Source organism: Planctopirus sp. SH287 (assembly GCF_056500625.1).
Genome location: NZ_CM151403.1, coordinates 5,446,764 through 5,471,323, shown reverse-complemented (window position 1 = coordinate 5,471,323; position 24,560 = coordinate 5,446,764). Strand labels below are relative to the sequence as shown.

Sequence of the window (24,560 nt, the reverse complement as noted above, 5' to 3'; positions counted from 1 at the left end):
CTTTATCGGAAAGTTGATTCATGTCGACGGATTCGACGGCTCCCGCCCCCGCTGCCAATAACTTCATTCACGAAATCATCGAAAGCCATAACGCCTCGGGGCGTTTCGGCGGAAAAGTACACACCCGCTTTCCGCCCGAACCCAACGGTTATCTTCATATTGGTCATGCCAAGTCGATCTGCCTGAACTTTGGCATCGCCAAAAAATTCGGCGGAAAGTGCAACCTCCGCTTCGACGACACCAACCCCACCAAAGAAGACATCGAGTACGTCAACTCCATCCAGGAAGACGTCCGCTGGCTGGGCTTTGAATGGGATGGCCTCTATTACGCCAGCGATTATTTTGAGCAGCTTTATCTGTGGGCCGAACTTCTCATTGAGAAGGGAAAAGCCTACGTCGACAGTTCCACTCTCGACGAAATCCGTGAGCAACGCGGCACCGTCACACAGGCCGGTGTCGAGAATCAATACCGCAGCCGGTCGGTCGAAGAAAATCTCGAACTCTTCCGCCGCATGCGCGCGGGAGAGTTTCCCGATGGCGCCCATGTTCTTCGCGCCAAGATCGACATGGGCCACACCAACATGCTGCTGCGCGATCCGGTGATCTATCGTATCCGGCACGCTCACCACCACCGCACGGGCGATACCTGGTGCCTGTACCCGATGTACGACTTCGCCCACGGCTACAGCGATTCCATCGAAGGGATCACGCACTCCATCTGCACGCTGGAATTCGAGATTCACCGCCCGCTCTATGACTGGTTGATTGACGCTGTTGAAATTTATCACCCGCAGCAGATCGAGTTCGCCCGCCTCAACCTGACCTATACTGTGATGAGCAAGCGCAAGTTGCTCGAACTGGTCGAAGCGAAGATCGTCGATGGCTGGGATGACCCACGGATGCCGACCATCGCGGGCATCCGCCGCCGGGGCTATACCCCCGCCGCCATGCGCGACTTCTGCGAAACGATTGGCGTGACCCGTTTCAATGGACTGACCGATCTTGTCGTGCTGGAAAACGCTGTTCGTAACGATCTCAACAAGACCGCTCCGCGTGTCATGGGCGTTTTGAAGCCACTGAAGATTGTGCTAACCAACTATCCCGAAGGTCAGACAGAAGAATTCGACTGCGTCAACAACCCTGAAGACCCTTCTGCCGGCAGCCGGAAAGTGCCGTTCAGCCGCGAGCTTTACATCGAGCGGGACGACTTCATGGAAGATCCCCCCAAGCAGTTCTTCCGTCTGGCTCCGGGGCGAGAAGTGCGGCTGCGCTGGGCCTATGTCATCAAGTGCGAAGAAGCGATTAAAGACCCCGCGACCGGCGAGATTATTGAGCTGCGCTGCACCTACGATCCCGAGACCAAAGGCGGTAATACACCCGATGGCCGGAAGATCAAGTCAACCATCCACTGGGTCTCGGCCCCGCATGCGATCAGCACCGAAGTGCGGCTCTATAGTCCGCTCTTCAGCGTGGAGGATCTGGCCTCCATTCCCGAGACAGAAGACTGGAAGACCTACCTGAGTCCAACATCACTGGTCGTCATTCCCGATGCGAAGCTGGAGCCGTCGATTCAGTCTCAACCGGCCGGCTACCGCTGCCAATTTGAACGCTTAGGCTACTTCTGCCTCGACCTCAACACCACCACTGAAAAACCCATTTTCAACCGCACCGTCACCTTGAAGGACGAATGGGCTAAGCTCCAAAAGAAGGGTGGTTGAGCCGTTTGTGGGGTGCATGAAGATGAAGTAGGGCAGGCTCCCGCCTGCCGATTCCCCAACACCTAACCAACGAGCCGGAAGCGTCAGCGACGAACACTCGCATTAATGATCTCACAATCAAAGAGCGAGAGGGGTTCAAGAAAAATGTTTTGGTTCGGAGGGGTGTTGAAGATGAACTCGTGGCGGCGGAGTGATTAATTAGCCATTCCCGTCGCTGACGCTTCCGGCTCGTGACGATTTCGGCTCGTAGCGCTTCCGGCTCGTGTTGTTGCTCGACTTGTGGTCAAGGCCTTGAAAACCTTCCGCCGAACCGGCAGGCGGGGGCCTGCCCTACATGACTTCAGCAGGTGAACGCGAAGTCCAGAAGGTACTCCCCAAGACGCTGCTGAAGTACCACCTGCACAAAGACTAAAACCTGTTTGACCGGGCGTACGGCTACATCCGGCAGTATTACTGAGGTGGGACATGGCGCTTGATCTTGCGATTCTCGGATCGAAGCTGTCCCGCTATCGGGAACAGTTTCAGGCAACCGTGGCCTACGTCGCCAGCGGGACGGGCATCCCCGTCGATGTGCTTACCGCCTATGAGTGCGGCACCCGTGAGCCGACAGGAGACCACATCTTGATCATCGCCGACTTCTACAAGTGCGATTACAAATTCTTTTTGTCGAATGAGAAGCTCGCTCCATTTGAACAGACAGACACCTTGTTTCGCATGCACGGCGACGACTTGTCAGCCGAAGACCGATGGGCGATCCAAGAAGTCCTCTTCCTTTGCGAATGCGAAGAGTACCTGATGAGCATGGTTCCGGTCTTGAATCGGAAGCCATTCGCGTTTCGCAAACGTCGGAACTACTTCAAGCAGCACGGTGTTGACGCCGCTAAAGCACTACGTACTCATCTGGGGTATCAGGTTAACCAGGTCGGAATGGATATCTTTGGTGATTTGCGAACAAGTGGTCTGCATGTTTTTCGTCGGCAGCTTACTTCTTCGACGATATCAGGCCTTTTTGTTCGCCATCCGTTTGCCGGCCCTTGTGTGCTCGTGAATTTCTCGGAAGACATCTACCGCCAACGATTCACGGCGGCTCACGAGGCCGCACATGCCATTCTGGATGATGGGAAGGACGTCAACGTATCATTCGCGACTTGGAATAAAACCGATCTTTCGGAAGTTCGCGCGAACACATTCGCTTCGCAATACCTCATGCCGCCGGACTTCTTGCGAGGCATTCCGGACGGGAACCGATGGTCAATTGAAAAGGCACTCGATTGGGCCGGTAAACTGAAGGTCAGTACCACAGCGCTGTCTTTTGCTTTGCGGGATGCAGGAATGATTGATGACGCTACCGCCATACAATTGAGGGCGGCCGCCGTTCCACCGGATGCCAAAATCGACGTGGAGTTGCCCGTGACGCTGTCCACAGCATCGCGATCCCGCAAGTTGGATATGCTCAAACGTGGGCTGTCGACCTTCTACGTTGACCTCTGTTTTCGAGCTTATCGGCAAGACGCGATCTCTGCGGGACGTCTCGCTGAGATGTTGTTGGTCTCGCCACAAACCATTCATACTGTGGCTGCGATCTACGGGGAGAGCCTTGCTCATGGCGACTGACCCATCGCAGTTTCATACACTCAATGTGGCCGACACATGCTCGCTGTGGAACGTGTTGTCGTCCCAGCGTTTGTACGCTGCCGCCCGAGACGCGAAATGTTCATTCTGCTGCACGTCATTCGTCATCTATGAGTGCCTTCACAAGCAACGAGCATCGACAATACCGGAGGAAGAAGAGCTCAAACTTCGGCTAAAGCGGGAGACTGACAGTCAACGCATCGTTGCTTACAGCCTCGACATAGCGGACCTTCAGGATGTCGCCGTGCTCGAAAGCCGCCGACGCTTGAGCAAAGGTGAACTATCCTCGATTGCGTTTGCCCGAAAAACCAGGCAGGCATTTCTTACGGACGATCAGAAGGCACGCAAGCTCGCGGAGACGGAACTCCCAAGCATGATGACACAGACCACACCGCATCTGTTTGGATGGCTGTTCTTTACATGCAGGCTTTCGGATACCGACAAAGACCATATCATCGACGAGCACGAACGACTCGATCGTCCGCTCCGGCCATATTTTGAGGCGATGTACTTGGAAGCACTGCGTTGCCGGTGTTTGGCGCAAATGACGAATGGCGATGCGAGCAATTTTTCCACGCCCACCCTCCCAGAAGCATAGAGTACGGAGATTCCAAATGACGAGTAGCCTGCCGCGACTGATCAAGTAGGAGTAGGGCAGGCTCCCGCCTGCCGATGTTTCTAGCGGCCATCATTAGCTATGGAGTACATCAAACCGGCAGGCGGGAGCCTGCCCTACGTGACTCTCGCCTGCCGATTCCCCGACACCATACCAACGAGCCGGAAGCGTCAGCGGCGGCCACTCGCATTAGTGATCTCACAATCAAAGAGCGAGAGGGATTTAAGAAAAATGATTTGGGTCGCAGGGGTGTTGAAGAAGAACTCGTGGCGGGGGAGTGATTAATAAGTCATGCCCGTCGCTAACGCGCAATGGCACTTACTTTGTTTGCTTGTTGGGATTTTTGATTTTTCCGCTGGTGGATTTGTTGCGTTTGACCAGGGCTTTTCGGGGATAGCTTCTGCCGGGGCGGTTGGGGATTTTCCGTTGGCTGGCGAGCTGTAGCACGAGGTCGAAGTTGGCTTGCCAGTCGGCGGCTGAGCGCGAGAGGCCCGACAGCAGAATTGTTCGCACGGCGCTATAGACCCTGGAAAAACTCAATTTCCGGGGAGGCACCTTCGCCCGCTCGGCGGCCAGTCGGCGAACCTGCAGCACCAGATTGTAGGCCACAATGCCCGCGGCCAGTTCCTTACGGATCATGGCCGCGTTTTTGCCGCGAAATTCCTCAAATTTCAGGACCAGCTTCAGGTCGCGGATGTCGGTTTCCACGTCTTGTCGCTGCTGGTCAATAGCAGCAGCCTGCGCGCTGGAACAGGGCCAGGTGGTCAACAGCCGCAGTCGTTTGCCATTCGCCAGCGGGATGTCGTGCAGCCAGCCATCGATGCGGGCGTCGGCGGGAAGATCGGGACGGGATTTCCGTTCCTGGGCGGTGGGAATCCAGCAGAGGACATCGTCCCGAGCTTTCTTGCGGGCGGCGGCGAACCGTTGATCCGTGAGCCGCACCAGCGTGTCGTGCCCTGCCTGTCTGGCAGCGAAGGCCACGGCGAAGATGCCAAAGTTGCGGTCGGCGACCACAATCGATCGGGCCGGCAATCGCGGCATCATCCGGATGGCCAGCGTTGTTTCGCTTTCCGCCTCGGGACCAAACTTCTGTCCCAGCCAGTTCCGGCCGTAATGCGACTCCCCCCGAAATCTCGTGTGCGACCACCAGGTGGGCGATCGGCCAGGTTCCTGGGCCGTACTGATTGGAGGCGGGCGGGAAAGAGGCTTTCAACGACTTCGTGGGCGCGAGGGCCAGTGTCGTGCCATCGACCAGGAAGACGCGCCGATTCTCCACAAGCGGAGGGGTCGCGGCCATCAACGAATCGAACACACGATCGGCGACATGGTCCGTAATTTCCGGCGTCAACCGCTGGCGGGCCTGGCTGTAAGATCCGGTCGCCGTCGACAGCGACTTGCCGCGGACACGCTTGTTGGGGGGCAGGAAATCCGGATCCGACTTGACCAGGGCATCGACAGCGGTCTGCAAGGTGCAACCGGCGTGCAGTCTCTGATAGACCATGAGCCAGGTCGTCACCGAGGCCGTGTAGACGGTCGCCGGCCCCAGCGCCAGCAGCTCGTCGACTTCCATGTGGCCGAGAAGTTCCCCAAAATGGCGGAGTGCGGCTTCCAGTTCAGGCTGGCTGGTGGGCGGATTACTGACAGACATATCGCTTCCCTGCGGATGAAGAAAAAACCCCTTCATCCGCAGGGCGCAAATGTCGTGCCAGTCCTCAGGAAAGTGAGCCGAAACCACAAAGTAAGTGCCATTGAGCGTCAGCGATGGGCAGAACTTATCAATCACTCCGCCGCCACAAGTTCTTCTTCAACAACCCTTCGACCCAAATCATTTTTCTTGAATCCCTCTCGCTCCCGATTGTGAGGTCACTAATGCGAGTGTCCGTCGCTGACGCTTCCGGCTCGTTGGTAGGGGATGCGGGGTGGAAGTGGCACTGGTCATTTGTGAAACACCAGAGTTTTTCAGGGTCATTTCTTCAGTGCCATATTGGACTTTTTGAGCAGGTCGCCTATCTTTCTCGTGAGTTTGGCTGGCTGATTGCCAGATAATAACGACCGAACTTGCGATTGCCTGCTGTTCATTGTCCTGATATTGCCGCGACGAATCCTCCCCTCGGAATGCAGTATGCCTCTGGTGAAGCGTGTGACTTTTCGAGCCGTCGCCAACGTATTTATTGACGCTGGAAGGGAGTGGTTGTCTCACAAAGGGCCCCGTTTAGGGGCTTCGCTGGCTTTTTATGCGATTCTCTCACTGGCTCCGCTGGCCGTGATCTCGGTGGGTCTGGTCAGCATGATTGTTGGCAACGATGTGGCTCGCGGTGAAGTCACCCAGCAGATGCGTGAAGTGGTGGGCGAAGAAGCCGCCCAGATTGTCGGGTCAATTGTGGCTCAGACACGTAAGTCGAGCCACGGATTTATCGCCACCGTGATCGGAGTTGTCACGCTGGTGGTGGGTGCGATGGCTGTGTTTGTCGAACTTCAGGACGCACTCAATACCATCTGGGAAGTCCCCCCTCATCGGACGGCCAGTTGGTGGAGATTTATCAAAGACCGGATTCTGTCATTCTTTATGATCTTTGGAATTGGCCTGCTGGTTCTGACTTCATTTGTGCTCAGCCTGATCGTGACATCACTCGGGAAGATCGCCACCAATGTGGTTCCTGCCACACAGTCACTGCTGCAATTCTCTGATCCCGGAATCAATTTTCTCGTCTATGTCCTGTTGTTTGCAGCCATCTTCCGCTGGTTGCCGGATGTTTCATTGACCTGGAGAGATACGGCTCTGGGGGCCACTGTGACCGCCATCCTCTTCCTGTTGGGAAAGATCGGTATCGCGTTCTATCTCCATCAAAGCGGTGTGGGCAGTGCTTACGGAGCGGCGGGTTCGATCGTCATTTTCCTGGTCTGGATGTATTACTCCATGCAGGTGATGCTGTTTGGAGCCGAGTTGACTCGCGCATTCTCTTTGAGACTGGGGAGCGGAGCCGTTGTTGGCGGTGAACGTATTCACCGATTGGGAACGGAAACCGACACCATGGAACCGGTTTCGTCACCGTCCTGAAGAAGGAGTCGCCGGCTTGATCCTCGTGATCACGGACAGAGCCAGCTAAACGTGCTGCAATCAGAAGTTAATCGCTAAAGTCGATAAACTTCAGGACGCGCTGGTCGAGATCTTCATCGGCTTCAAGGCCAGACAGTGTGCCCCGGAAAACTACTTGAGACGTTCGCCATCAAGCCAGACTCCCCCCGACTGTGTGGAGACGATGCGCGTCTGGGGCAGGGCGAGAGAGAGCTTGGCAATGGCTGGTTCCGTCAGGTTGACCCCTCCCAGTGTGATCACTGCCACGTTCGTCAGTTTTTCCAGCGGCAACAGATCCTGATCGGTCTGGCCTTGCGTCATGAGGTGCAGTTGCCTGACCCCCTTCCCGCCCGCCAGTTTGACCAGATCTTCCGGGCGATAGTGCGACTGGTCGAGCGTCAGGAAGGTGATCCCTCGTTCGGCCAGTTGCTCCAAAGCTCGGGCATTCAAACTCGCATTAAAGACCCGCAAGCTGACAATTGGAAAATTCTTGATCGAGGCAAAATTGGCTTTCCAGATCTGATTTCTGGCAAACCAGGTGACAATCTTGAGTGGAGCCTCGGGGTTCACAAAACCAAACACATCGACATCGTCCGGAAGTTCAGGAAGTCCAATGGACAGCGTCTCCAGTCGCGGAAAGTGCGTGAGGAGTTCGAGTACAGGCTGAGCCTCACTATTGACGAACAGGCTCAACGACTCCAGTGAACCGAGCGAACTTAATCGATTGATTTCTTCGGGACTGACGCGTCGGTCTCCCGTGTTGATATTCAGGATTTTCATACCGGGAAACTGAGTCAGTTTTGTCAGCACTCCAGGATCCGGCGTTGGGAATGAGGTGGTCAACGTCGTCAGATTTGGCAGGTCTTCCAGAGCGAGAATGGCTCGGGAATTGAGCGACTCAAGCTCTTCCAACCGAATGGTGTGCAGCGATGGCAGGTGCGTCAGAAGTTCGCTATCCGCGTTTTTGACCGTCGAACCCCGGTAGCATTCGACCGCCAGTAACTGGAACGGCTCCTTGGGCAATTCGTCCAGCTTGCTGCAACGCAGCGTTTTGTCTCCCACCTGCACCGTTGCGAAACCACCTCGTTCGATGAACCTGACCGCCGCTTTTCGATCATGGGATTGATCGACGTTTTCCACGGAAACAGACTGGCGTGATGCGGGAGCAGGCTGCGTGGTGGCCGTGGGCTTAGTATCAACAGTGGGGAGGGAAGTCGGTGATGGCTGACTTTGAGTCAGAACCATCGGAACGGGTAGATTTTGCGCAATACCCTTCTGAGGTAAGCTCTCAGGAGGTGTCTGTTGAATCACCAGCACCTGCTCGCCATTACGCCGCACTGTGACTTGCTGCTGTTGGAAAACCTGTCCTGATTTGACCGTATCAACCGCATGCGTCCCTGCACTGACGCGGAGTCGATGTACCCCCACTCCCGAAATGGAAAGGTCTTCTCCATCGATCACCACTTCCACATTTGGGTCTTCAATGGTCAGGATCAGCGTTCCCCGAGGCGAGACCATTTCAACCACCACGCCCGCCATCCGTGTGACACCGGAGGCTTCACTTACCCCCAGTATTCCCATCAGAAGCAGCAGCCCCACAGCGGCCAGCACGGGCTTTCTCTTCCACCTTTCTGGCAATAGGAACGATGTCGCCGGCGGTTCAGACGTTACGACAACTGCAGGCTGTCTTGTCTCTGGACTGGCCTCACGTTCGACCACAGGGGCCACGACTGTCGGAGCGGAAGATTGCCGCCGCGATTGCCGGTTAAACCGTTGGACCACTTCTTCTGCCGTCGACAATCGTTCTATCGGATCTTTGGTATGCAAGTCTTCCACAAGCTGGCAAAGCCATTCGGGAAGTTCGGGGATAATCTCCCGCATGTTCCGTGCGGGTTTTTCAACGACCCGCTTCATGACGTCAAGGATCGAAGACGCACGAAATGGCGCCCGACCCGTGCACATCGCGTATAATACGCTCCCCAGGCTGAACAAATCGGTGCGGGCATCCAGTGTGTGTCCCTGGGCCTGTTCGGGCGACATGTAGAGCGGTGTCCCCGAAATCACGGCACTTTGTGTCTGGCTCGCATCATCCGTCGTTCGTGCCAAGCCGAAATCCGTCAACTTGACCCGGCTGTCAGCACCGTTTCCCAACAGCACGTTTCCTGGCTTGATATCGCGATGAATCATCCCCGCGTTGTGGGCGGCCCTTAGCCCCAATGCCAACTGCCGACCAATGCTGACAATTTGTGAAAGCTCCAGCGGGCCTGCCTGATCCAATAATTGCTGCAACGTCAGTCCCGGAACGTATTCCATCACCAGATAAGGGAACGGCTGGTCTTCAACCGCATAAATTGCCACGACATTCTCATGACCAATCTGAGCGGCTAACCTGGCTTCCCGCAAAAATCGCTTGCGTGGTGGGGATGTGGCCGAGAACTCTGGCGAGAGCATTTTGATGGCCACTTGCCGCTCAAGCTTCGTATCCCAGGCTTCTGCGACAATTCCAAACGCCCCCTGCCCAATCACACGCATGACTTCATAATGGCCTATCCGCCCCTGCGAACCCGAACGTGTGGCAGGTTCCATCTGGCGGACAAGTTCCTGCCACTGCTCATCCTTCTCGGTGGACTCCTCTTTCACCGTCACGGGTTTCCATCCGGCGACCGGATGCTGCCCTCTCCAGTGATCTGCCGCCAGCAACTTTTCCACTCGTTTCAGTCGTTCGACATCCTTACCACAGGAACGTGTGAGAAATTCCTGGCGACTTGCGGAATCCTCGATCTCCAGAGCAGCCGCAAAAATGTCGTACTCGTTCATGGAAGCGCCACCGTTTTCAATGGAAATTTTCTTGCAAGCGTAAGGACGGTCTTCGGGCTATTCAACGAGGAAACCGCACAACGTCAAACCCTTCTCTCTGGAGTGCGATTAAGCCAATCCTGTGCTGCCAAAAAAAACAGGATTTTTTAACAACCGGCTTCATTTCAACGGGTGACAGACGCTTTTGAGCGGGATTGCGACCATGGACTTACCCATGAAAATAAAAGAGCTGTGAAACTCGCCAATAAAGGCCGCATCGCTTGGATCACTCATTTGGTGTTCTTCGCAATAGTCGGGATGCGGCTTCCGATTTTTATGCTCCCCGTGAATCTCTCGCACCATAAGGAAGGATCAGCAAATGTAGGCTTGACCCACCCGGCGTAATCTTCCGTTGCATCCCCCCACGAGGCTTGAACATAATATGGTTGAGCGTAAGTCAATTTGAGTTGATGTGCATGGGAGCCTTGGCGTGACCCTTTTGAGTGATGAACTTCGCGGACTGTCGATCGCCGACAAACTGCTGCTCATCGAGCAGCTCTGGGAAGACATCACCTCTGCCGGCGAACCGCTGCCGGTGTCGGAGGAAGTCAAAAACGAAGCAAAACGCCGGGCGGCTGAACTCTCGCTAGGTGCGAAGACTCTCACGCGCGCCGAGGTCTGGCAACAGGTTGATTCCCAACGTGGCTGACCGATTGAAGTTTCACTCTCTGGTTCCCGGTGATTTGCTGTCAGCGATCGACTGGTATAACCGGATTTCTCACGAACTGGGGAACCGGTTTCGCGGACTTGTCGATGACCGGTTTGACGCGATCGAATCTGATCCGGCACAGTTTTCGCGACTTTTCGATGATTGCTTTTTCACCAGAGTTCCAAGTTTCCCGTATTTCGTTCTTTTTCAAGTCCGGGAATCAACCGTATTTGTTCTGGGCCTATTTCATGTCGCCTCCGATCCCGCCAAATGGGATCGTCGCACAATGTGAGGCGAGGCTATGGTGCTACGAAATTGACGGAGAGAGCCAAGTCGACTCATATTCGGCATGCCTGCCCGGAACTGCGGGCACAGCACGGAGGAACGGCGAGTTTTGAATGGCGAGGATGGCCAATGTCAAGTTCATTGTTCCAACTCCACCCTCAAAGTGGCTTCGGCATATCTCCAGAGGCGGGCCGCTTTTCTTACTGAGATTTCCATTGTGTTGGCCGCGTCTGCCACGGTCATGTCTGCGAAGTATCTTAACTGAACAAGTTGTGCGGCTTCTACATCCCGGATGGCCAGTTTTTCCAACGCCTGATCGATGCCAAGAAGAAACTCGTCATCCTGTTCCTGACCAGAGTGAGAACTTTTATCAACCAGTTCCAGAGGGACTCGCTGGTGATCGCCGCCATGTCGGAGACGTTTTCGCCGGCGTGCTGAATCCACCAGAATCCGACGCATGGCCTGTGCCATCGCTCCCAGAAAATGTCCGGCATGATTCCACTGTGGGGACGCAGGCCCATCGTTCAACCGCAAGTAGGCCTGATGCACGAGGGCCGTTGCCTGGAGCGTGTGGTCTGGTCGCTCCTCGTTCATCAGTTTCTGTGCCAGCTTTCGCAAGCGGTCATAGAGAGCGGCGAGAAACTCTGCGGAAGGTTGAGGCTGATTTCGTGCTTCGTCCAGTTGCTGTAAGAGATCGAGGACTTCCCGCTCCTCCATCGAAAACCTCCGCCTGTTCTGAACTTTCGGGCACCAAAATCATTGAAAGCCGTGTTTCAACAAGTTCCTGCGACTTCCTTCTGAGCCAATTCCAGATCTGCTTCGACCATCAGCTTGACCAACCCCTGGAAGTCTGTTTTTGGCTTCCATCCCAGTTCTCGGGTGGCTTTGGAATAATCCCCCTGGAGGAGCGGCACCTCGCTGGGACGGAACAGGGATTCGTTGATCTGAACGTATTTCGCAGGGTCAAGATCGAGGTGAGCAAACGTGGCGATCAGGAATTCATGAACCGTGTGGGTTTCGTTGGTCGCCACGATGTAATCACCTGGCGTTTCCTGCTGGAGCATGAGCCACATGGCCTCGACGTAATCTCTGGCATAGCCCCAATCCCGTTTGGCGTCGAGATTTCCCAGTTCCAGCTTATCTTGAAGGCCCAGTTTGATTCTTGCGGCGGCCAGAGTGATCTTTCTCGTGACAAACTGTTCCCCGCGGCGGGGTGATTCATGATTGAAGAGAATCCCGTTGGCAGCAAACAATCCGTACGCTTCGCGATGGTTGATCGTCTGGTGATAAGCAAAGACTTTGGCACAGGCGTAAGGACTGCGCGGATTAAAGGGAGTGGCTTCCGTTTGCGGAACAGACTTGGCCTCTCCGAACATTTCACTGGAAGCGGCGTTATAGAATCGCACTTCCTGAGATTTAGCCAGTTGTGTGGCTGCTTCCAGCAGGCGCAACGTCCCCAGGGCGACAATGTCAGCCGTATAAAGGGGTTGGGAAAATGACTGATGAACGTGACTTTGGGCACCCAGATGATAAATCTCGTGGGGCTTTGAGGCTTTGAGCACTCGCTCCAGAGATGTGGTATCTGCCAGATCACCAGTGTGCAGGGTCACTTTCGGCTGGCTCTCTTCCAGCAGATGTTCGATTCGCTGGGTGCTGATTGAACTTGTTCGCCGAATCAGGCCATGAACGTCGTATCCTTTTTCGACGAGCAGATCCGCAAGGTAAGAGCCGTCCTGCCCAGTAATGCCGGTAATCAGGGCACGTTTTTGGGCGGTCATAGTCAAAGAATCCTGCAAGCGGTGCTTTCGTAACACGCTGACTCAATGCCATCCCCACGATGTCACGGCGTGCCCCAAGTCATGAGTATATCATGTGACCAGAGAGTGTTCACCGTTGTCACGGCCCTGCCACGAGGAGAGGAGTCAACTGTGAGATTGCTCTGGACATTGTCAATTCGCAGCAACTTCAAATACGCAGGGCAAGGCGTGCTTTCACACATCTTGCCCTGGAAATGATGAAAATTCATAGTGATAACATTGAGAACTTTATGTCGCTGGGGCAGCCTTTTTCTTTCCCCCCTTTTTCTTTCCCCCCTTTTTGTTGCCACCCTTCTTATTGTTGGCGTTGGGTTGATCAACAGCGCTAGGGGCGGCCTGCTCGGCACTCCACTTGTTCCAAAGTTGTTGAAGCTCAGCAGCCTTGGCAGATTCCTCTTTCGCCAGATTCTTCGATTCGGAAATATCGGTAGCCAGGTTGTAAAGTTCCGGCTCACCGCTGCCCTCTCGTGAAACAACCAATTTCCAATCGCCGTGACGGATGGCCCACTGCTCGCCGAATCGCCAATAGAGCGTTTCATGCGGCTTGGTAGCGTTTGAACCAGTGAGGTAGGGTGCCAGATCCACACCGTCCAGATTCCATGAGGGTTCGACTTTCCCGCCAGCCGCAGTGATCACGGTTGGCAGCACATCCAGATTCGCGACGGGGTTGTCGTACGTCTTGCCGGCAGGAAGCTTTCCCTTCCACTGCACGAAGAAGGGGACGCGAGGCCCTCCTTCAAAGGTCGTCATCTTGAAGCCTCGCAAGGGGCCATTCTGCGAAGTCGTTCCCCGAGTGGGGCCACCATTGTCACCGATGAAGAACACAATGGTGTTCTCTTCTTGCCCCAAGGCTTTAACCTTTCCGAGAACTTCGCCGACGGCATCATCCATGGCCGACATCATGGCGGCGAAAAGATGTCGTTTCGGTTCAGTGATATTCGGGAATCGATCAAGGTACTTTTGGGGAGCCTGAAGTGGCGCATGCTGAGCATTGAATGGCAGATACAGGAACCAGGGGGAGCCTTTCTGCTTTTCAATCCAATCGACCGAACGCTTCGCATATTCGTCGGTTGTGTAGAAGTCGTCATCAGCCACCGGTTGCACCTCATTCGAGACGCGTGAATCAATAAAGTTGGTGGGGTGGAAGAAGGGCGTGTTGGCCAGTGTGCCGAAGAATTCGTCAAACCCACGTTTTGTAGGTCGATATTCCGGGCTATTCCCCAAGTGCCATTTACCGACGCAGGCCGTCTTGTATCCCAGTTGATGCAGACGATCAGCCAGTGTGGTTTCTTTGAGATCCAGCCCCGAGACATTCGCAACACGGTTGAACTCATGGCCAAACCGAGTGGGGTATCGACCGGTCAGTAAGCCAGCACGGGAGGGACTGCAATAAGTTGCTGCCACATAACCCTGTGTGAAACGCACGCCATTTCGGGCAATGGAATCAATATGTGGTGTAGGAATCTGAGCATTTCCCTGCACACCAGTTTCACCCCAGCCCAGGTCATCAGCATAAAAAATGATCACATTGGGTTGATCGGCAGCGAAACTTGATGCCGTTGATGACACGCAAGCCAGTGCTGTCACCCAGGAAAAGAACGCAACGCGCCACGCCATACTTTTGCTCCTCAAAGTGTGATTGCCTGACGGCACCATATTTTCCATGATAGGCAGACTACAAACATTTAATCACCAATCAAGTGAACGATTTTTATTGGCTATGAAAATTGCCGGGAAAGACAGATTCAATGAAGAACGTAATTCAACACAAGTGGTTGATCATATTTCAGTTACAGCAATCTGCTGGAATTCATTGATGTAACTGAATGGTTTGACAAATCAGATTTAACAGTCTGGTTGCAGCTACAGTCTGTCGCCATGACCGCAGGCTGATCTCCGAAGGCAGTGGCTCCAGAGGTGCTGTCAGATGCCAACGTTCGCAGACGAGAGAATTGGGGCGATTGGCGAATTGGACAGCACCAAACACCACTCCGTCCAGTTCTGCGGGTTCAGCCTGGGGGCCAAGGTGGCCGGTAATCGAAGCGGCGATTCTCGCATGGGGAGTCTGACGCAGGACGCCAGTCACCATTTCGATCGCAACTTCCCGACTCACCGCAGTGAACTGACTGAGCGTCGCTTCTTGTACTCCCAGCCAGGCAACCTTCGTCTCTTCCTGATAGACCACCGCCGAACCGCATAACCAGGCGCTGATACCGGGAGTGCGGGAGAGCGTGGCGGCGACCAACCCCGCAGTGCAACTTTCCGCCAAAACGAGCCTCAACTGCTGCTCTTTGAGAACCTGAGCAAGATTCGCCGCCGCCTGTTCCAGGGGAGTTAACATGCAGCAGAACTCATCAAAAAAGGAAATATCAGGAGGGATCACTTCACTTGATGCTGCGCTTTACTCTTTGGTTTTGCGATACGCCGCCACAAAGTCATCAAGGCTCAGCGGCTTGGAGAGATCGGCCCCGGCTTTCTCGAACAAAGGTTTAAGACGCTTGCTGACACTCCATTCATCGGGATCAACGACGCTGTTTTTGTTGGTGTCCAGGCGGTCGAAGTAACCGTTGGCTTCAACTGTGATCGCGTCGGGAGGTGGCGCGTCTTTCGACGAGGCACTTCCTCTGGCGCTCCGCTCCCCGCGACCGCGATCACGACCTTCATTCACAGCGCCAGCACCCGGCGAGGTACTGCCGCTGGACACAGTCGCTACCGTGGCACCAGCAGGCAAAGCCGATTTTCCCAACAACCGAACCGCCATGGCCTCTGTGAGAATTTCCTGAGGGGTGCGTGTTGTAAATGCCGGAATTCTCAGTTCAGCAGGCGTGATAAAGCCGTCGCCGTTGTGATCGTATGACGGGAAATCTGCCCGGCGGCTGCGTGGCCACTCCGCAAATGAGAGCTGATTGTCACCATCAAGATCCAGCTCTTTATAGTCGGCTGGCAACTCACGGGGAAATTCATATTTCGGAGCGATTTGATTTTCGCGAGAGTCCCCTCGATCACGGTCTCCACCGCGTCCCCGGTCTTCGCCACCGAATCCGCCGTCACGTCCTCGCCCGCCGAATCCCCCTTCACCACGCCCCCCGAAACCACCGCCAGGTGGGCCGAAACCTCCGCCTTCGCCGCGACCACCGCCCGGTGGGCCAAATCCGCCACCGCCACCAAATCCACCACCGCCGCGACCACCAAAACCACCACCGCCGGATTCTTCCCGTTCACGACGCATCTGCGCACTGGCGGCGTCGAAGTCCTGCCGACTGACGGGGCGCGAAAGATCCACGCCGGCGTCTTCAAGTCGACCTCGCATCATTCCGGGAATTTCGTCCCCTTCCAGGACACCGTCACCATTCCGATCCATCATCGACCAGAAGCGAGACGAGCGATCTTCGTCCTGAGCACTAACAGGAACCTGTACGAAGGCCAGCAACCCCAAGACCGCGCAGGCCAGCAGCCCAGAACTTTTTTGTGGATTCTGGAACGATGTGAATTTCCAGGTTTGCTCAATGACCGAGCGATAAAGGGAATGAATGGAAAGCATGGAACAACTCCCGGCGACCGGCAGAATTCAAGACCGCAACTCTCTCTTCAAACCCGCATCAGCCTCGAAAGTATCGACACGATTGAGCTTTTGAGCGTTCATTAGCAGCAAGTTTAACGATTCTAAGGCTTGGCGAGTCCGTCCTGAAGGATTAACGAGAAGACATCGAATTTTTCCACAGGATGGTTTTTCACTGGCGAAGTTTATTGGGTTGTGACTGAACGGCCCTGAGTTTCTTTCAAACCATGAGGAACTTCAATTCGTGCATAGCTGGTGAAAGGATTGTCCATGCTGCCCAGTTCTCGAACCACCTTGGTGCCGAGTTGTGCCGACATGTTCTTCTGGTGTGAATGGCGGCTGATAATCAGGTGGTCAAATGTCTGGTTGCGCACATCATAAATGAATGGATCACATACGGCCGCCAGAACTTTTCGGCCAGAGCGATAGATATCGAAGACATGCGCTTCGTCGACAACGAAGACGCCGTCTTTGGGCAACGTTTCAATCAGCCGGCTTGTAAACTTTGGAGCCGCATACGCTTCTTCCCCCGCATGCCTGAGGTATGTCCAGCCTGCCTGAAGACCTGCTCCCGAGAGAAATAACGCCGCAATGCCCAGCGTGAAGAAGCTCGGGATAGCGACAGCCGTTGCGGATTGTTTTTCGCAGGCTAACTTCAGCATCGCATACCGGGCGACACGGATCACTCCTTCGGCCAGTACGAGGATCAGCAAACTCCCTGTGAAGCACCAATAGCCTTTGGTTGTATGGGTTCCCTGGCAGGCAATATGCAGATAGAGAGTGATCCATGTCACTCCAATGAGTGAATAGAGCCGGCGATCTTTCTTACCCGATATCCATGTCACGATACTGTAAATAGTCATCGTGACTAATGCCCCGGCGAGTGCAATAAACGCCATTGTTCCCAGATATTCCCAAAGCAGACCGATTTGCAAAACGGCCGCAGGCCACGGCCAGAGAAGCCGTGACAGCAGCCCTGGCCCCGTACGCCGAAACACGTTATTTCCGAACTGTTCACGAAACAATTCCGGGTCAATGGCGATCAGCGGGAGCCAAAGACTGAGCACTGCTCCTGCTGCAATGCCCAGCATTGTCAGATTTCCTGTGACATGGATAAGGCGTTTCCACCATCTCTTAGCGGGCGGAGTGATCGACTCGACAAGTTCTTCATTAGCACCGGGATTGGCAGGAAAGATCGTCCTCACAACCACCCACATCCCTGCCAGCCCGCCCATCACGAGAGCAAAGGGATGGGTCAGACTTGCCAGCCCCAACCATCCCCCGGCGATCAGCAGCCATCGTTTCTGTTGCGAAGACTCCCACGTCAGTAATGACAGAATCATGGCCAGACCGAAAACAGCACACAGCAGATCGGGCCGCGTCACGAGAGTCGGAAACATCAACGTCCGGGACATTGCATAGAGTCCCGCCGCCAGGAGTGGCCCCCAGATCGGGGCACTTAGCCAGTAACAGCCAATCCGCCAGACTTGTAGAATGGCAACCAGTGCCAAAACCACATTCATTGAGCGTGCAATCCCTGTTCCTGCTCCGAACAGGGCATACCAACCTGCTTGCAGGTAAAAGTAAGCCGGTGGCAGAGCGTAGAGGATTTCGTCAACCCGATAAAACGCTCCCTGAGGATAACGCGAGGGCATATAGGGGATTTGCGGCAGACCCGTTTGCAGAATGGTATATCCCGGCACCGCAAAGTAGTCTTCATCTGTTCCCGGAGGGATCTGCAGACACACCGGAAGCCTCAAGACCACAAAAGCCACACCAATCAGAAATAATGCCAAGGCAATCCCATTACGGTAGGGGGGGCGGTCACCTTCGCTGGAGATCGGGTTCATAGGCTTGTTCGTCAGGTATCAGGCGGAGTCAACAGGAGATGCTGGCCGTTTATCATTGAAGTTCATGTCACGATAATCCATCAAGGAACAGGGGCATGCCACTGTTGAAAGTGAAGATTTGCCTTTTTGCTGTCAAAGAATGAGGATCCACCCTTGAAGCGACGGGTCACCTTGAAATCGTCTCTCAATGCGGTTGCAATCGCTCGATCAACAGGCTTCATTGAATTGCAGCTTTCGTGTTGATCCCCTGGGCATCGAATGAGTGTTGCCGGGCAGTGGCCTGTCCCTTCATCACACCCCGCTTCAGGAGTTCCAATGGCCCGACGCGTTTCACGGTCATTCACTGCGGAGAGCCTGTTGGAAATGGCCAGCCAACCGATCTTTCTGGTCGGGCCGGATCGGCGATTGATCTATGCCAATCAGGCCTTAGCCCAACTGTCAGGTTTTGAAAAGTCGTCGCTGGAAGGTGAGTTTCTGCGCTATCTCACGACACCCGACGTTGATTCACCCGCAGCGTTTCTCGCGGCTCTGTCGCCTCCTCCCGATCAATCAGTGATCGGGGAAACTTCAGTAGCGGCTGTGTACCTCCCCCGTCGCAGCCGCGAGCCATTGGCTGCCCGCATTACCTTTTTGAATCTGGGAGGGTCTGATTCTCAGTCGTCGGTCTTACTGGGGATGATCGGGGCCATTCCCAAACCCACCGTCGTACGACCGGGACTGGCACAAACCCTGCATGCCGAGCTGGCAGCGGCTCGCTTCCGCTGGCGTCAGGAAACCTCTGAAAGCTCATTAATCGGTGATTCTCTTCTCTTTCGTAAGGCCCTGCGGCAAGCAGATTTGGCCGCGCAATCTTTGACACCAGTGCTGATTGTGGGTGAGCGAGGAACTGGACGCGAGCATCTGGCTCGCAGTATTCATCAGCGCAGCAGCCAGCACCGCCGTGCGTTTGTTCCTCTGGAATGTGGAACGCTATCAGAAACCAGCTTGATTGAGACCATCGAGCGAGTGGTCGACTCCTCGCGAAGTGCTTCCGGCCCGGAAACATTGGAACCGGGAACCGTGATACTGAAGTCGATCGAACGGGCCACGCCAGATGTCTGGCGGTGCCTGAAACAATATCTCTGCGTCCCCTCTTCTCAGGAACCTTCGGTGCTCCGCTGGGTCGCCAGTTCACGATTCACATCACACCAATTGCTGCAACAGAATCAATTCGACCATGAAGTCATTATGCAGCTTTCCACCACCGAGATGATTTTGCCCCCTCTGCGTGAACGCCAGCGCGATGCTCTCCTTCTGGCTCAATACTTACTTGAAGAAACGAATCGGCACGAAGAACAACAACTGGCCGGGTGGTCGCCCGCGGTGCAGAGATCGATTGGTGAATATAACTGGCCGGGGAACGTCACTGAACTGATTCGTTTTGTCAAAGAAGCCCGGCTACTGGCCCGTGGGCCGGTGATTCAGGAAGGAGAGCTTCCTCCCTTCTGGCGACTGGGCCGTGACGCGCAGGCCGAGTCGCCAAAAACAGAAATCGCCATTGGCTCTCTGGATGCGGCTCTGGAAGCTTTTGAGCGGGAACAACTCCAGAAAGCCCTGGAACTGACAAAGCAGAATCGCTCCAAAGCCGCCGATCTCCTGGGCATTCCTCGACCAAGGCTCTACCGTCGGCTGGAACAACTTGGTCTGATCACACCTGGAGCGGATCACGCCTGAGATGGATCGCGCCATGTGTGTTCTTCGTCGCATTCTTCTTCGCACTGAGCGATTAGAAACGACGCCGGGCAATGTGAGATTTCCTCGTCTGTCGTCAACAGATAGAGTTTGTGTTGCTCTCGTGATCAGATCACAGGTGCCGTTATCGTCGCACACGGAGTTGTCTCATGTCAGATCGTATGACAACGCAGCAGGCATTAAATCTTTGGAAGAGTTACACGCTTTCGCTCCGGCAGCTTTCGTTGGAGCAGGGTGATCTGATCCGTCAGGAAAACTACACCGACCTGATGCCGCTCCTGGGTCACAAGCAGCAACTGCTGGATGCGTTGACTCTCCATCGACAGGAATATGGTCGAGAGTGGCAGGCCATTCGGACGCAAGGTCAATCGCTGCCGGAAGAGGAACGCGAACCTCTCTCCCGTCTGATTCAGGAGATTACCGCATTGACTGAAGAGCTGTTGAAGCTTGAGGCATCGGCAACTCAAGCGCTTTCCCGGCATCAAAACGAGGTGCGAACAGCACTTTCTGCCGCTTCTTCGGCACTCGCCGCCGCTTCCGCCTATGATTCCGCAAATTTTGCGGAAAATCGGTCTCGCGTCGTTTGGGAAAGTTAGTTACACACCTCCTATCGCTGATGCACATCACTGTTCAGCGAGTCCTGCCGACGATTCCCATCTGCCTCTCACGTTCTGACTTTCCCTTCTGTTCTCTCTTGCTCTCACGCCAACCTGTTTCGCTTGCTCCCACGCCAACCGTTTTGTCAGCCTCAGTGAGTCTGAAATCATTGATCGCCTGTTCCGGGTGACTGATTGATTTCTGATCACATGGAGATGAATCACCTTATTTCAGTGGTGTATGGCTGTCAGTTTCTGACAACCCTGATCCTGAAACACGGTCATTCATCACCTGCATTTCTGCTTTTGCCCCTCCTCTCTCCCCTCGCCTTTCTCTTGCCTGCCGTTCACTTTCTCCCCCCTCCCTCCTGTCGAAGATCGCATATGAATCCCGACATCATTCCATTTCCACGGCGTGTGTCTGCTCCGGTGGACAGCTCGATCAGTGTCCTGGTCGTCACGAATGATCCTTCGATCGGTGACCGCCTTTCGGCTGACGTTCAGACGGCAGGCTTCCATCTGAAGCGCTGCGCCACTGTTGACGCCGCCGTTCAGATCCTGTCGACCGTCCCTTCTGACATCTGCCTTGTTGGCCCGTTGGGGATGCAGGACTCTGTATCACAACTGGCTGGCCAGATTTCACAACGAGGCTGGGCGACACAGCTTCTGCAAGTCGCCTCTCACTCCAATGAGATGTCTCAGCAGCATATGGTTGCCGGGGTCGAGCATCTCGCCTGGCCGGTCAATTCGACGGTCTTCAGCCAACTGGTTTCTGGAACGGCTCAGCGCGGTCGGCTCAGTGCGGAAAATCGTCGTCTGAAGCGGCAGATCTCCAACCGCAACCTGCGGGACATGGTTGGTCATAGCCCAGCGATGCAGACCTTCCGCCAGCAGATCCAGCATGCTGCTGAACAGGTTGGTTCGGTTCTGGTGGTTGCCGAGCCTGGTGCCGGTGCGACAATTGCTGCTCAATCGATTCATGAAGGGAGCCGCCGCGGCTCACGCCCCTTCATCCGCGTCGATTGTCATGTTCTCTCGGTTGAAGCTCTTGAAGTTGAACTGTTCGGTGCTCCCTGTCCTCCACAAGAAGATGGTCGCCAGCATCTGCCTGGTCGCATTCATCAGGCCGAAGGGGGCACACTGTACCTCGACGGGATCGATAATCTGGCTATTCCGGCTCAGCGCCGTCTGCTCAATCTTGTCCGCCAGCAGCGTCGCGAGCATCCGCTCACTGGCGAGCCGATCCGGGCCGATGTTCGCATCATGGCCTCAACTTCGATTCGCCTGACACAACTGGTCAGTCGCAATTTGTTCCGTGCCGATCTTGCTGAAGCACTTCAGGATTATGTCGTGGAAGTCCCTGCTCTGCGGGAGCGTCCCGAAGATATTGCGACTCTGGCCGAGCACTTCCTGCATCGTGCTTCTGTCCGCGAAGGACGTCCGCCGCGCATGCTGACTGTCGAAGCTCTCGATCGTCTGCGTCAGTGGAACTGGCCCGGCAACATCCGCGAACTTGAAAACGTCATGGATCGTGCCTGCTCCATCGACAGTGGCCACAAACTGACCGCTGAGATGATCGAACCCTGGATTCAGAAGCCTTTGGCTCAGGAAGAAGAAGACATTATTCCTGGCCTGACACTGGCCGAAATGGAACGCAAACTCATCGAGTCGACCTTTACCCGCTTTGAAGGAAACCGCGAAAAGACCGCGCGTGCTCTGCAAATCGGTATCCGCACTCTCTCGGGCAAGCTCCGTGAATACGGCTATCCTCCACGAGGCGGGCCTGGTTCCAACCGCATTGCTGCACCGGTTCCGATGGTAGAAACTGTCGAGCCAATCATCAGCACATTCGAAACACGTGCTGCCTGATGTCAGACCACACCAGACGCCATGCCCGCCAGACGGGTGTGGCGTTTTGGTGTTTTGTCTGGTTGGGATTTTCTGGTTTCCCCCCTTCTTCTTATTTCTTTCCTTCCCTTCTTTGCTTTTCCGCTGTTTCACTTTTCTGCTGTTCCGCTTCCCCCCGAGGCACATTTCATGTTCGATAAGCTGCTGACATCGCAATCGTCCAACCTGCTCAAGCAGACGGCGAAGTTTGCAGAGATCCGGCAGGACGTGCTGGCGGGAAACGTCGCCAACATCGACACGCCCGGCTATCGCATGCGCGACTTGCCGGTCGCCCAGTTTCAATCGGCTCTGAAGAAGGCCTATGAGTCACAAACAATCCACACGGGGAGTCTGCATCCCCCTCTCGCCAACCCGTTAGATCCTCTCAGTGATCAGCAGATGGTTGCTGCGGATGGTTCACTGAATCGGACATTTTTTCCGGACTCACTCTTTCATGCTTCAGAGAAGAGTTCGCAGCCGGGAATTACTTTTCAAGACGCCAACAATCGCAGTATTGAACAACAGATGACCCAGATCGCGAAGAACTCCATCCTTCAGAGCTTTGCCTCTGAACTGCTGAATCTGCAATACAGCCAGCTTCAAACTGTCATCAGCGAACAGGTCTAAGTCCTATGTTTCATACCCTTGATATCAGTACCAGTGCGCTCATCGCTCAACGTACGCGGATGGATACCATCGCGGGCAATATCGCACAGGTGAATACCACACAAAACGAACAAGGGAAAAACCAACCCTTTCAACGGCGGCTGGTCACGATGCAACCCACGCCTGTCGGCCAGACAGGCTTCACGGGCCAGACAGGCTCCACAGGACGGGCAAGTTCCACGGGCGGCATGGGAGTGACCTCGACCGTAGAGATTGATACGCACACGCCGCCGAGAATTGTGTATGAACCTGGCCATCCTCATGCCAACGCCGAGGGGAAAGTCGCTTATCCGAATGTGAATATCGTCACGGAATTCGTCAATGCGATGGAAGCCAGTCGGGCTTATGAAGCCAACGTCACGACAATGGAAGTGACCAAGGAAATGATCCAGAACACCTTCCGCCTGTTGGGTTAACTGATAACTCATGCTCACATCAGGCCGTAGGGTGCATGCCAATGCACCAGGAATTTTATCTTTGAAGAAAGCAGGACAAGCTCTCTTTAGCCCTCCTGCTGTGCCAATGAATTCACTTGTTGGTGCATTGGCATGCACCCTACAGGACTACAGGACTACAGGACGGTTTAGATGAGCAGCATTTCTCAGCCGCCGATTTTTCATGCCCCCGGGATGCCGTCTCCGTTTGCCGCCTGGTCGCAACCGTTGGCGATCCCGTCGCCGGCAGTCGATGTGGCTCCTCAAGCGTCGTTCGCCGAATTGTTCAGTCAGTCTTTGAATGCCGTCAACAACCAGCAGTCGCAGATGCATGCGGATATCGCAGGGAGTCTGACGGGGAATGATCTGTCGATGGTGGAAACGTTCTCAGCAGCACGAGAAGCCGATCTGGCCTTGAAGCTCACACTGCAAATTCGCAATAAGCTGATTGAGGCTTACCGCGAAATCCAGAATATGCAATTGTAAAGTGGGTCGTGAGATATTGGGCCTTCAAGCGTCTTTCAAGAGCAGGTACAACGAGAGGTTTTGCTGGTGAAACGTCTGGTCACCACCATTTCGACGGTCACATTGTTGGCGATGCTGGTCTATTGGCCATTGATGTTTTTTTTGACGCATCGCTCTACCGTCCCTCAAGTCATTCCTCGATTTCCCGACTATATTCTGCACTTTATAGGGTATGCCTGTCTGGGATTTCTGTTTGGCGTTCGTGCCAAACTGCTCCGCCGGGCCACACTCACGCGATTTGCTGTGACCATCCTGCTGATTGGCATTTACGCCGCCCTGGATGAAATCACCCAGCCTTATTTTCGTCGCCAGGCTGACTGGAAAGACTGGCTGGCTGATGTTCTTGGTGCCGTCTTTGGCTGGTGGGTGGGATACGCCGTCGTGAAATTCGGACGATGGGTTCACCAGTGGCGACGTTCTGGCGAAGTTCGCGTGCAGAACGATGACACCGGTCATTGACAAATTGTCGCCCGCTGGAATCGGCAGCCATTGCCGGTCGATATCAGCTTTAATCGTCTCAATCACACATGCCGTCTGAGAAAGCGTGACATGTCGTGGTTTTCCCCTCAAGTTGCAGCGTTATTTCGTGTGTTTTTCTGAATTTTACGAGGTTGACGGCAAGAAGTCACAAAATGTAACCGATGACTAGTGATGTACGGACTC

23 protein-coding genes are annotated in these 24,560 nt (G+C 54.8%); 14 read left to right on the top strand and 9 right to left on the bottom strand.

All coding sequences use genetic code 11. The features are described 5' to 3' along the window. Positions 1-20 precede the first annotated feature (20 nt). The 3 genes from SH287x_RS20380 (at position 21) to SH287x_RS20370 (ending at position 3,948) form a co-directional block, all read left to right on the top strand. A complete protein-coding gene (locus tag SH287x_RS20380) occupies positions 21-1,718 on the top strand; it encodes a glutamine--tRNA ligase/YqeY domain fusion protein (RefSeq protein ID WP_479516250.1) in 1,698 nt (565 codons plus the stop codon). A 465-nt stretch (positions 1,719-2,183) separates the two neighbouring features. Further along, positions 2,184-3,332 (top strand): helix-turn-helix domain-containing protein, encoded by a 1,149-nt coding sequence (locus SH287x_RS20375; RefSeq protein ID WP_479516249.1) that lies wholly within the window; start codon positions 2,184-2,186, stop codon positions 3,330-3,332. Then, positions 3,322-3,948, top strand: coding sequence for a hypothetical protein (locus SH287x_RS20370; RefSeq protein WP_479516248.1), 627 nt, complete (start codon positions 3,322-3,324; stop codon positions 3,946-3,948). Before SH287x_RS20375 ends, SH287x_RS20370 begins: the two co-directional genes overlap by 11 nt. 336 nt (positions 3,949-4,284) lie before the next feature. On the opposite strand, the gene SH287x_RS20365 is transcribed toward SH287x_RS20370, so the two are convergent. After that, the gene (locus SH287x_RS20365) at positions 4,285-4,674 is read right to left on the bottom strand and encodes a hypothetical protein (protein WP_479516246.1); all 390 of its coding nucleotides are present in this window, start codon (positions 4,672-4,674) and stop codon (positions 4,285-4,287) included. A gap of 16 nt (positions 4,675-4,690) precedes the next feature. Beyond that, entirely contained in the window at positions 4,691-5,749 is a 1,059-nt protein-coding gene (locus SH287x_RS20360) for a transposase (protein WP_479516245.1), read from the bottom strand. A gap of 86 nt (positions 5,750-5,835) precedes the next feature. Here SH287x_RS20360 and SH287x_RS20355 point away from each other — a divergent pair, with 86 nt between their 5' ends. Continuing rightward, positions 5,836-6,012: a hypothetical protein gene (locus tag SH287x_RS20355; protein ID WP_479516244.1), complete on the top strand. Its 177-nt coding sequence runs from the start codon at positions 5,836-5,838 to the stop codon at positions 6,010-6,012. Between the two features lie 145 nt (positions 6,013-6,157). Further along, positions 6,158-7,024, top strand: a complete 867-nt coding sequence (locus tag SH287x_RS20350) for a YihY/virulence factor BrkB family protein (protein WP_479516243.1) — start codon at positions 6,158-6,160, stop codon at positions 7,022-7,024. Between the two features lie 150 nt (positions 7,025-7,174). Here SH287x_RS20350 and SH287x_RS20345 read toward each other — a convergent pair whose 3' ends face one another. Beyond that, positions 7,175-9,859, bottom strand: coding sequence for a serine/threonine-protein kinase (locus SH287x_RS20345; RefSeq protein ID WP_479516241.1), 2,685 nt, complete (start codon positions 9,857-9,859; stop codon positions 7,175-7,177). 469 nt (positions 9,860-10,328) lie between these two features. On the opposite strand from SH287x_RS20345, the gene SH287x_RS20340 reads away from it, so the two are divergent. Both SH287x_RS20340 and SH287x_RS20335 read left to right on the top strand, forming a co-directional pair. Beyond that, on the top strand, positions 10,329-10,547 hold the full coding sequence (locus SH287x_RS20340) for an addiction module protein (protein WP_479516240.1): 219 nt from the start codon (positions 10,329-10,331) through the stop codon (positions 10,545-10,547). After that, on the top strand, positions 10,540-10,839 hold the full coding sequence (locus SH287x_RS20335; RefSeq protein WP_479516239.1) for a hypothetical protein: 300 nt from the start codon (positions 10,540-10,542) through the stop codon (positions 10,837-10,839). The genes SH287x_RS20340 and SH287x_RS20335 overlap by 8 nt, the downstream gene beginning before the upstream one ends. A gap of 131 nt (positions 10,840-10,970) precedes the next feature. Here the strand turns inward: SH287x_RS20335 and SH287x_RS20330 are convergent, their stop codons facing one another. The 6 genes from SH287x_RS20330 to SH287x_RS20305 form a co-directional block, all read right to left on the bottom strand. After that, complete coding sequence (locus SH287x_RS20330) at positions 10,971-11,549, bottom strand: ECF-type sigma factor (RefSeq protein ID WP_479516238.1); 579 nt, start codon at positions 11,547-11,549, stop codon at positions 10,971-10,973. 56 nt (positions 11,550-11,605) lie between these two features. Beyond that, positions 11,606-12,610, bottom strand: coding sequence for a GDP-mannose 4,6-dehydratase (gmd, locus tag SH287x_RS20325; protein WP_479516237.1), 1,005 nt, complete (start codon positions 12,608-12,610; stop codon positions 11,606-11,608). Between the two features lie 267 nt (positions 12,611-12,877). Next, complete coding sequence (locus SH287x_RS20320; protein WP_479516235.1) at positions 12,878-14,266, bottom strand: sulfatase; 1,389 nt, start codon at positions 14,264-14,266, stop codon at positions 12,878-12,880. A 193-nt stretch (positions 14,267-14,459) separates the two neighbouring features. Beyond that, complete coding sequence (locus SH287x_RS20315) at positions 14,460-14,990, bottom strand: CinA family protein (RefSeq protein ID WP_479516234.1); 531 nt, start codon at positions 14,988-14,990, stop codon at positions 14,460-14,462. A gap of 60 nt (positions 14,991-15,050) precedes the next feature. Beyond that, on the bottom strand, positions 15,051-16,190 hold the full coding sequence (locus tag SH287x_RS20310) for an EF-hand domain-containing protein (protein WP_479516233.1): 1,140 nt from the start codon (positions 16,188-16,190) through the stop codon (positions 15,051-15,053). Positions 16,191-16,393: 203 nt separating this feature from the next. Next, positions 16,394-18,058: an ArnT family glycosyltransferase gene (locus tag SH287x_RS20305; RefSeq protein ID WP_479516232.1), complete on the bottom strand. Its 1,665-nt coding sequence runs from the start codon at positions 18,056-18,058 to the stop codon at positions 16,394-16,396. Between the two features lie 315 nt (positions 18,059-18,373). On the opposite strand from SH287x_RS20305, the gene SH287x_RS20300 reads away from it, so the two are divergent. The 7 genes from SH287x_RS20300 (at position 18,374) to SH287x_RS20270 (ending at position 24,356) form a co-directional block, all read left to right on the top strand. Beyond that, positions 18,374-19,771, top strand: coding sequence for an AAA-type ATPase lid domain-containing protein (locus tag SH287x_RS20300; RefSeq protein ID WP_479516231.1), 1,398 nt, complete (start codon positions 18,374-18,376; stop codon positions 19,769-19,771). Between the two features lie 167 nt (positions 19,772-19,938). Further along, complete coding sequence (locus SH287x_RS20295; RefSeq protein ID WP_479516230.1) at positions 19,939-20,385, top strand: hypothetical protein; 447 nt, start codon at positions 19,939-19,941, stop codon at positions 20,383-20,385. A gap of 384 nt (positions 20,386-20,769) precedes the next feature. Then, positions 20,770-22,254 carry a sigma-54-dependent transcriptional regulator gene (locus SH287x_RS20290; RefSeq protein WP_479516229.1) on the top strand — a complete coding sequence of 495 codons (1,485 nt, stop codon included), beginning with the start codon at positions 20,770-20,772 and terminating at the stop codon, positions 22,252-22,254. A gap of 168 nt (positions 22,255-22,422) precedes the next feature. Beyond that, positions 22,423-22,899, top strand: coding sequence for a flagellar basal body rod protein FlgB (locus SH287x_RS20285; RefSeq protein ID WP_479516228.1), 477 nt, complete (start codon positions 22,423-22,425; stop codon positions 22,897-22,899). Between the two features lie 5 nt (positions 22,900-22,904). Then, positions 22,905-23,354 carry a flagellar basal body rod protein FlgC gene (gene flgC, locus SH287x_RS20280; RefSeq protein WP_479516227.1) on the top strand — a complete coding sequence of 150 codons (450 nt, stop codon included), beginning with the start codon at positions 22,905-22,907 and terminating at the stop codon, positions 23,352-23,354. Positions 23,355-23,525: 171 nt separating this feature from the next. After that, a complete protein-coding gene (fliE, locus tag SH287x_RS20275; RefSeq protein ID WP_479516226.1) occupies positions 23,526-23,858 on the top strand; it encodes a flagellar hook-basal body complex protein FliE in 333 nt (110 codons plus the stop codon). A 66-nt stretch (positions 23,859-23,924) separates the two neighbouring features. Continuing rightward, entirely contained in the window at positions 23,925-24,356 is a 432-nt protein-coding gene (locus SH287x_RS20270) for a VanZ family protein (protein WP_479516225.1), read from the top strand. The last annotated feature ends 204 nt before the right edge of the window (positions 24,357-24,560 follow it).

Excerpts from the sequence above, each read along its gene's own strand:
- SH287x_RS20305 (WP_479516232.1), bottom strand. The coding sequence starts at position 18,058 with ATGAACCCGATCTCCAGCGAAGGTGACCGCCCCCCCTACCGTAATGGG.
- SH287x_RS20375 (WP_479516249.1), top strand. The coding sequence starts at position 2,184 with ATGGCGCTTGATCTTGCGATTCTCGGATCGAAGCTGTCCCGCTATCGG.
- SH287x_RS20310 (WP_479516233.1), bottom strand. The coding sequence starts at position 16,190 with ATGCTTTCCATTCATTCCCTTTATCGCTCGGTCATTGAGCAAACCTGG.
- SH287x_RS20300 (WP_479516231.1), top strand. The coding sequence starts at position 18,374 with ATGGCCCGACGCGTTTCACGGTCATTCACTGCGGAGAGCCTGTTGGAA.
- SH287x_RS20295 (WP_479516230.1), top strand. The coding sequence starts at position 19,939 with ATGTCAGATCGTATGACAACGCAGCAGGCATTAAATCTTTGGAAGAGT.
- SH287x_RS20285 (WP_479516228.1), top strand. The coding sequence starts at position 22,423 with ATGTTCGATAAGCTGCTGACATCGCAATCGTCCAACCTGCTCAAGCAG.
- fliE (WP_479516226.1), top strand. The coding sequence starts at position 23,526 with ATGAGCAGCATTTCTCAGCCGCCGATTTTTCATGCCCCCGGGATGCCG.
- SH287x_RS20345 (WP_479516241.1), bottom strand. The coding sequence starts at position 9,859 with ATGAACGAGTACGACATTTTTGCGGCTGCTCTGGAGATCGAGGATTCC.
- SH287x_RS20355 (WP_479516244.1), top strand. The coding sequence starts at position 5,836 with ATGCGAGTGTCCGTCGCTGACGCTTCCGGCTCGTTGGTAGGGGATGCG.
- flgC (WP_479516227.1), top strand. The coding sequence starts at position 22,905 with ATGTTTCATACCCTTGATATCAGTACCAGTGCGCTCATCGCTCAACGT.
- gmd (WP_479516237.1), bottom strand. The coding sequence starts at position 12,610 with ATGACCGCCCAAAAACGTGCCCTGATTACCGGCATTACTGGGCAGGAC.
- SH287x_RS20330 (WP_479516238.1), bottom strand. The coding sequence starts at position 11,549 with ATGGAGGAGCGGGAAGTCCTCGATCTCTTACAGCAACTGGACGAAGCA.
- SH287x_RS20290 (WP_479516229.1), top strand. The coding sequence starts at position 20,770 with ATGAATCCCGACATCATTCCATTTCCACGGCGTGTGTCTGCTCCGGTG.
- SH287x_RS20320 (WP_479516235.1), bottom strand. The coding sequence starts at position 14,266 with ATGGCGTGGCGCGTTGCGTTCTTTTCCTGGGTGACAGCACTGGCTTGC.
- SH287x_RS20370 (WP_479516248.1), top strand. The coding sequence starts at position 3,322 with ATGGCGACTGACCCATCGCAGTTTCATACACTCAATGTGGCCGACACA.
- SH287x_RS20380 (WP_479516250.1), top strand. The coding sequence starts at position 21 with ATGTCGACGGATTCGACGGCTCCCGCCCCCGCTGCCAATAACTTCATT.
- SH287x_RS20315 (WP_479516234.1), bottom strand. The coding sequence starts at position 14,990 with ATGTTAACTCCCCTGGAACAGGCGGCGGCGAATCTTGCTCAGGTTCTC.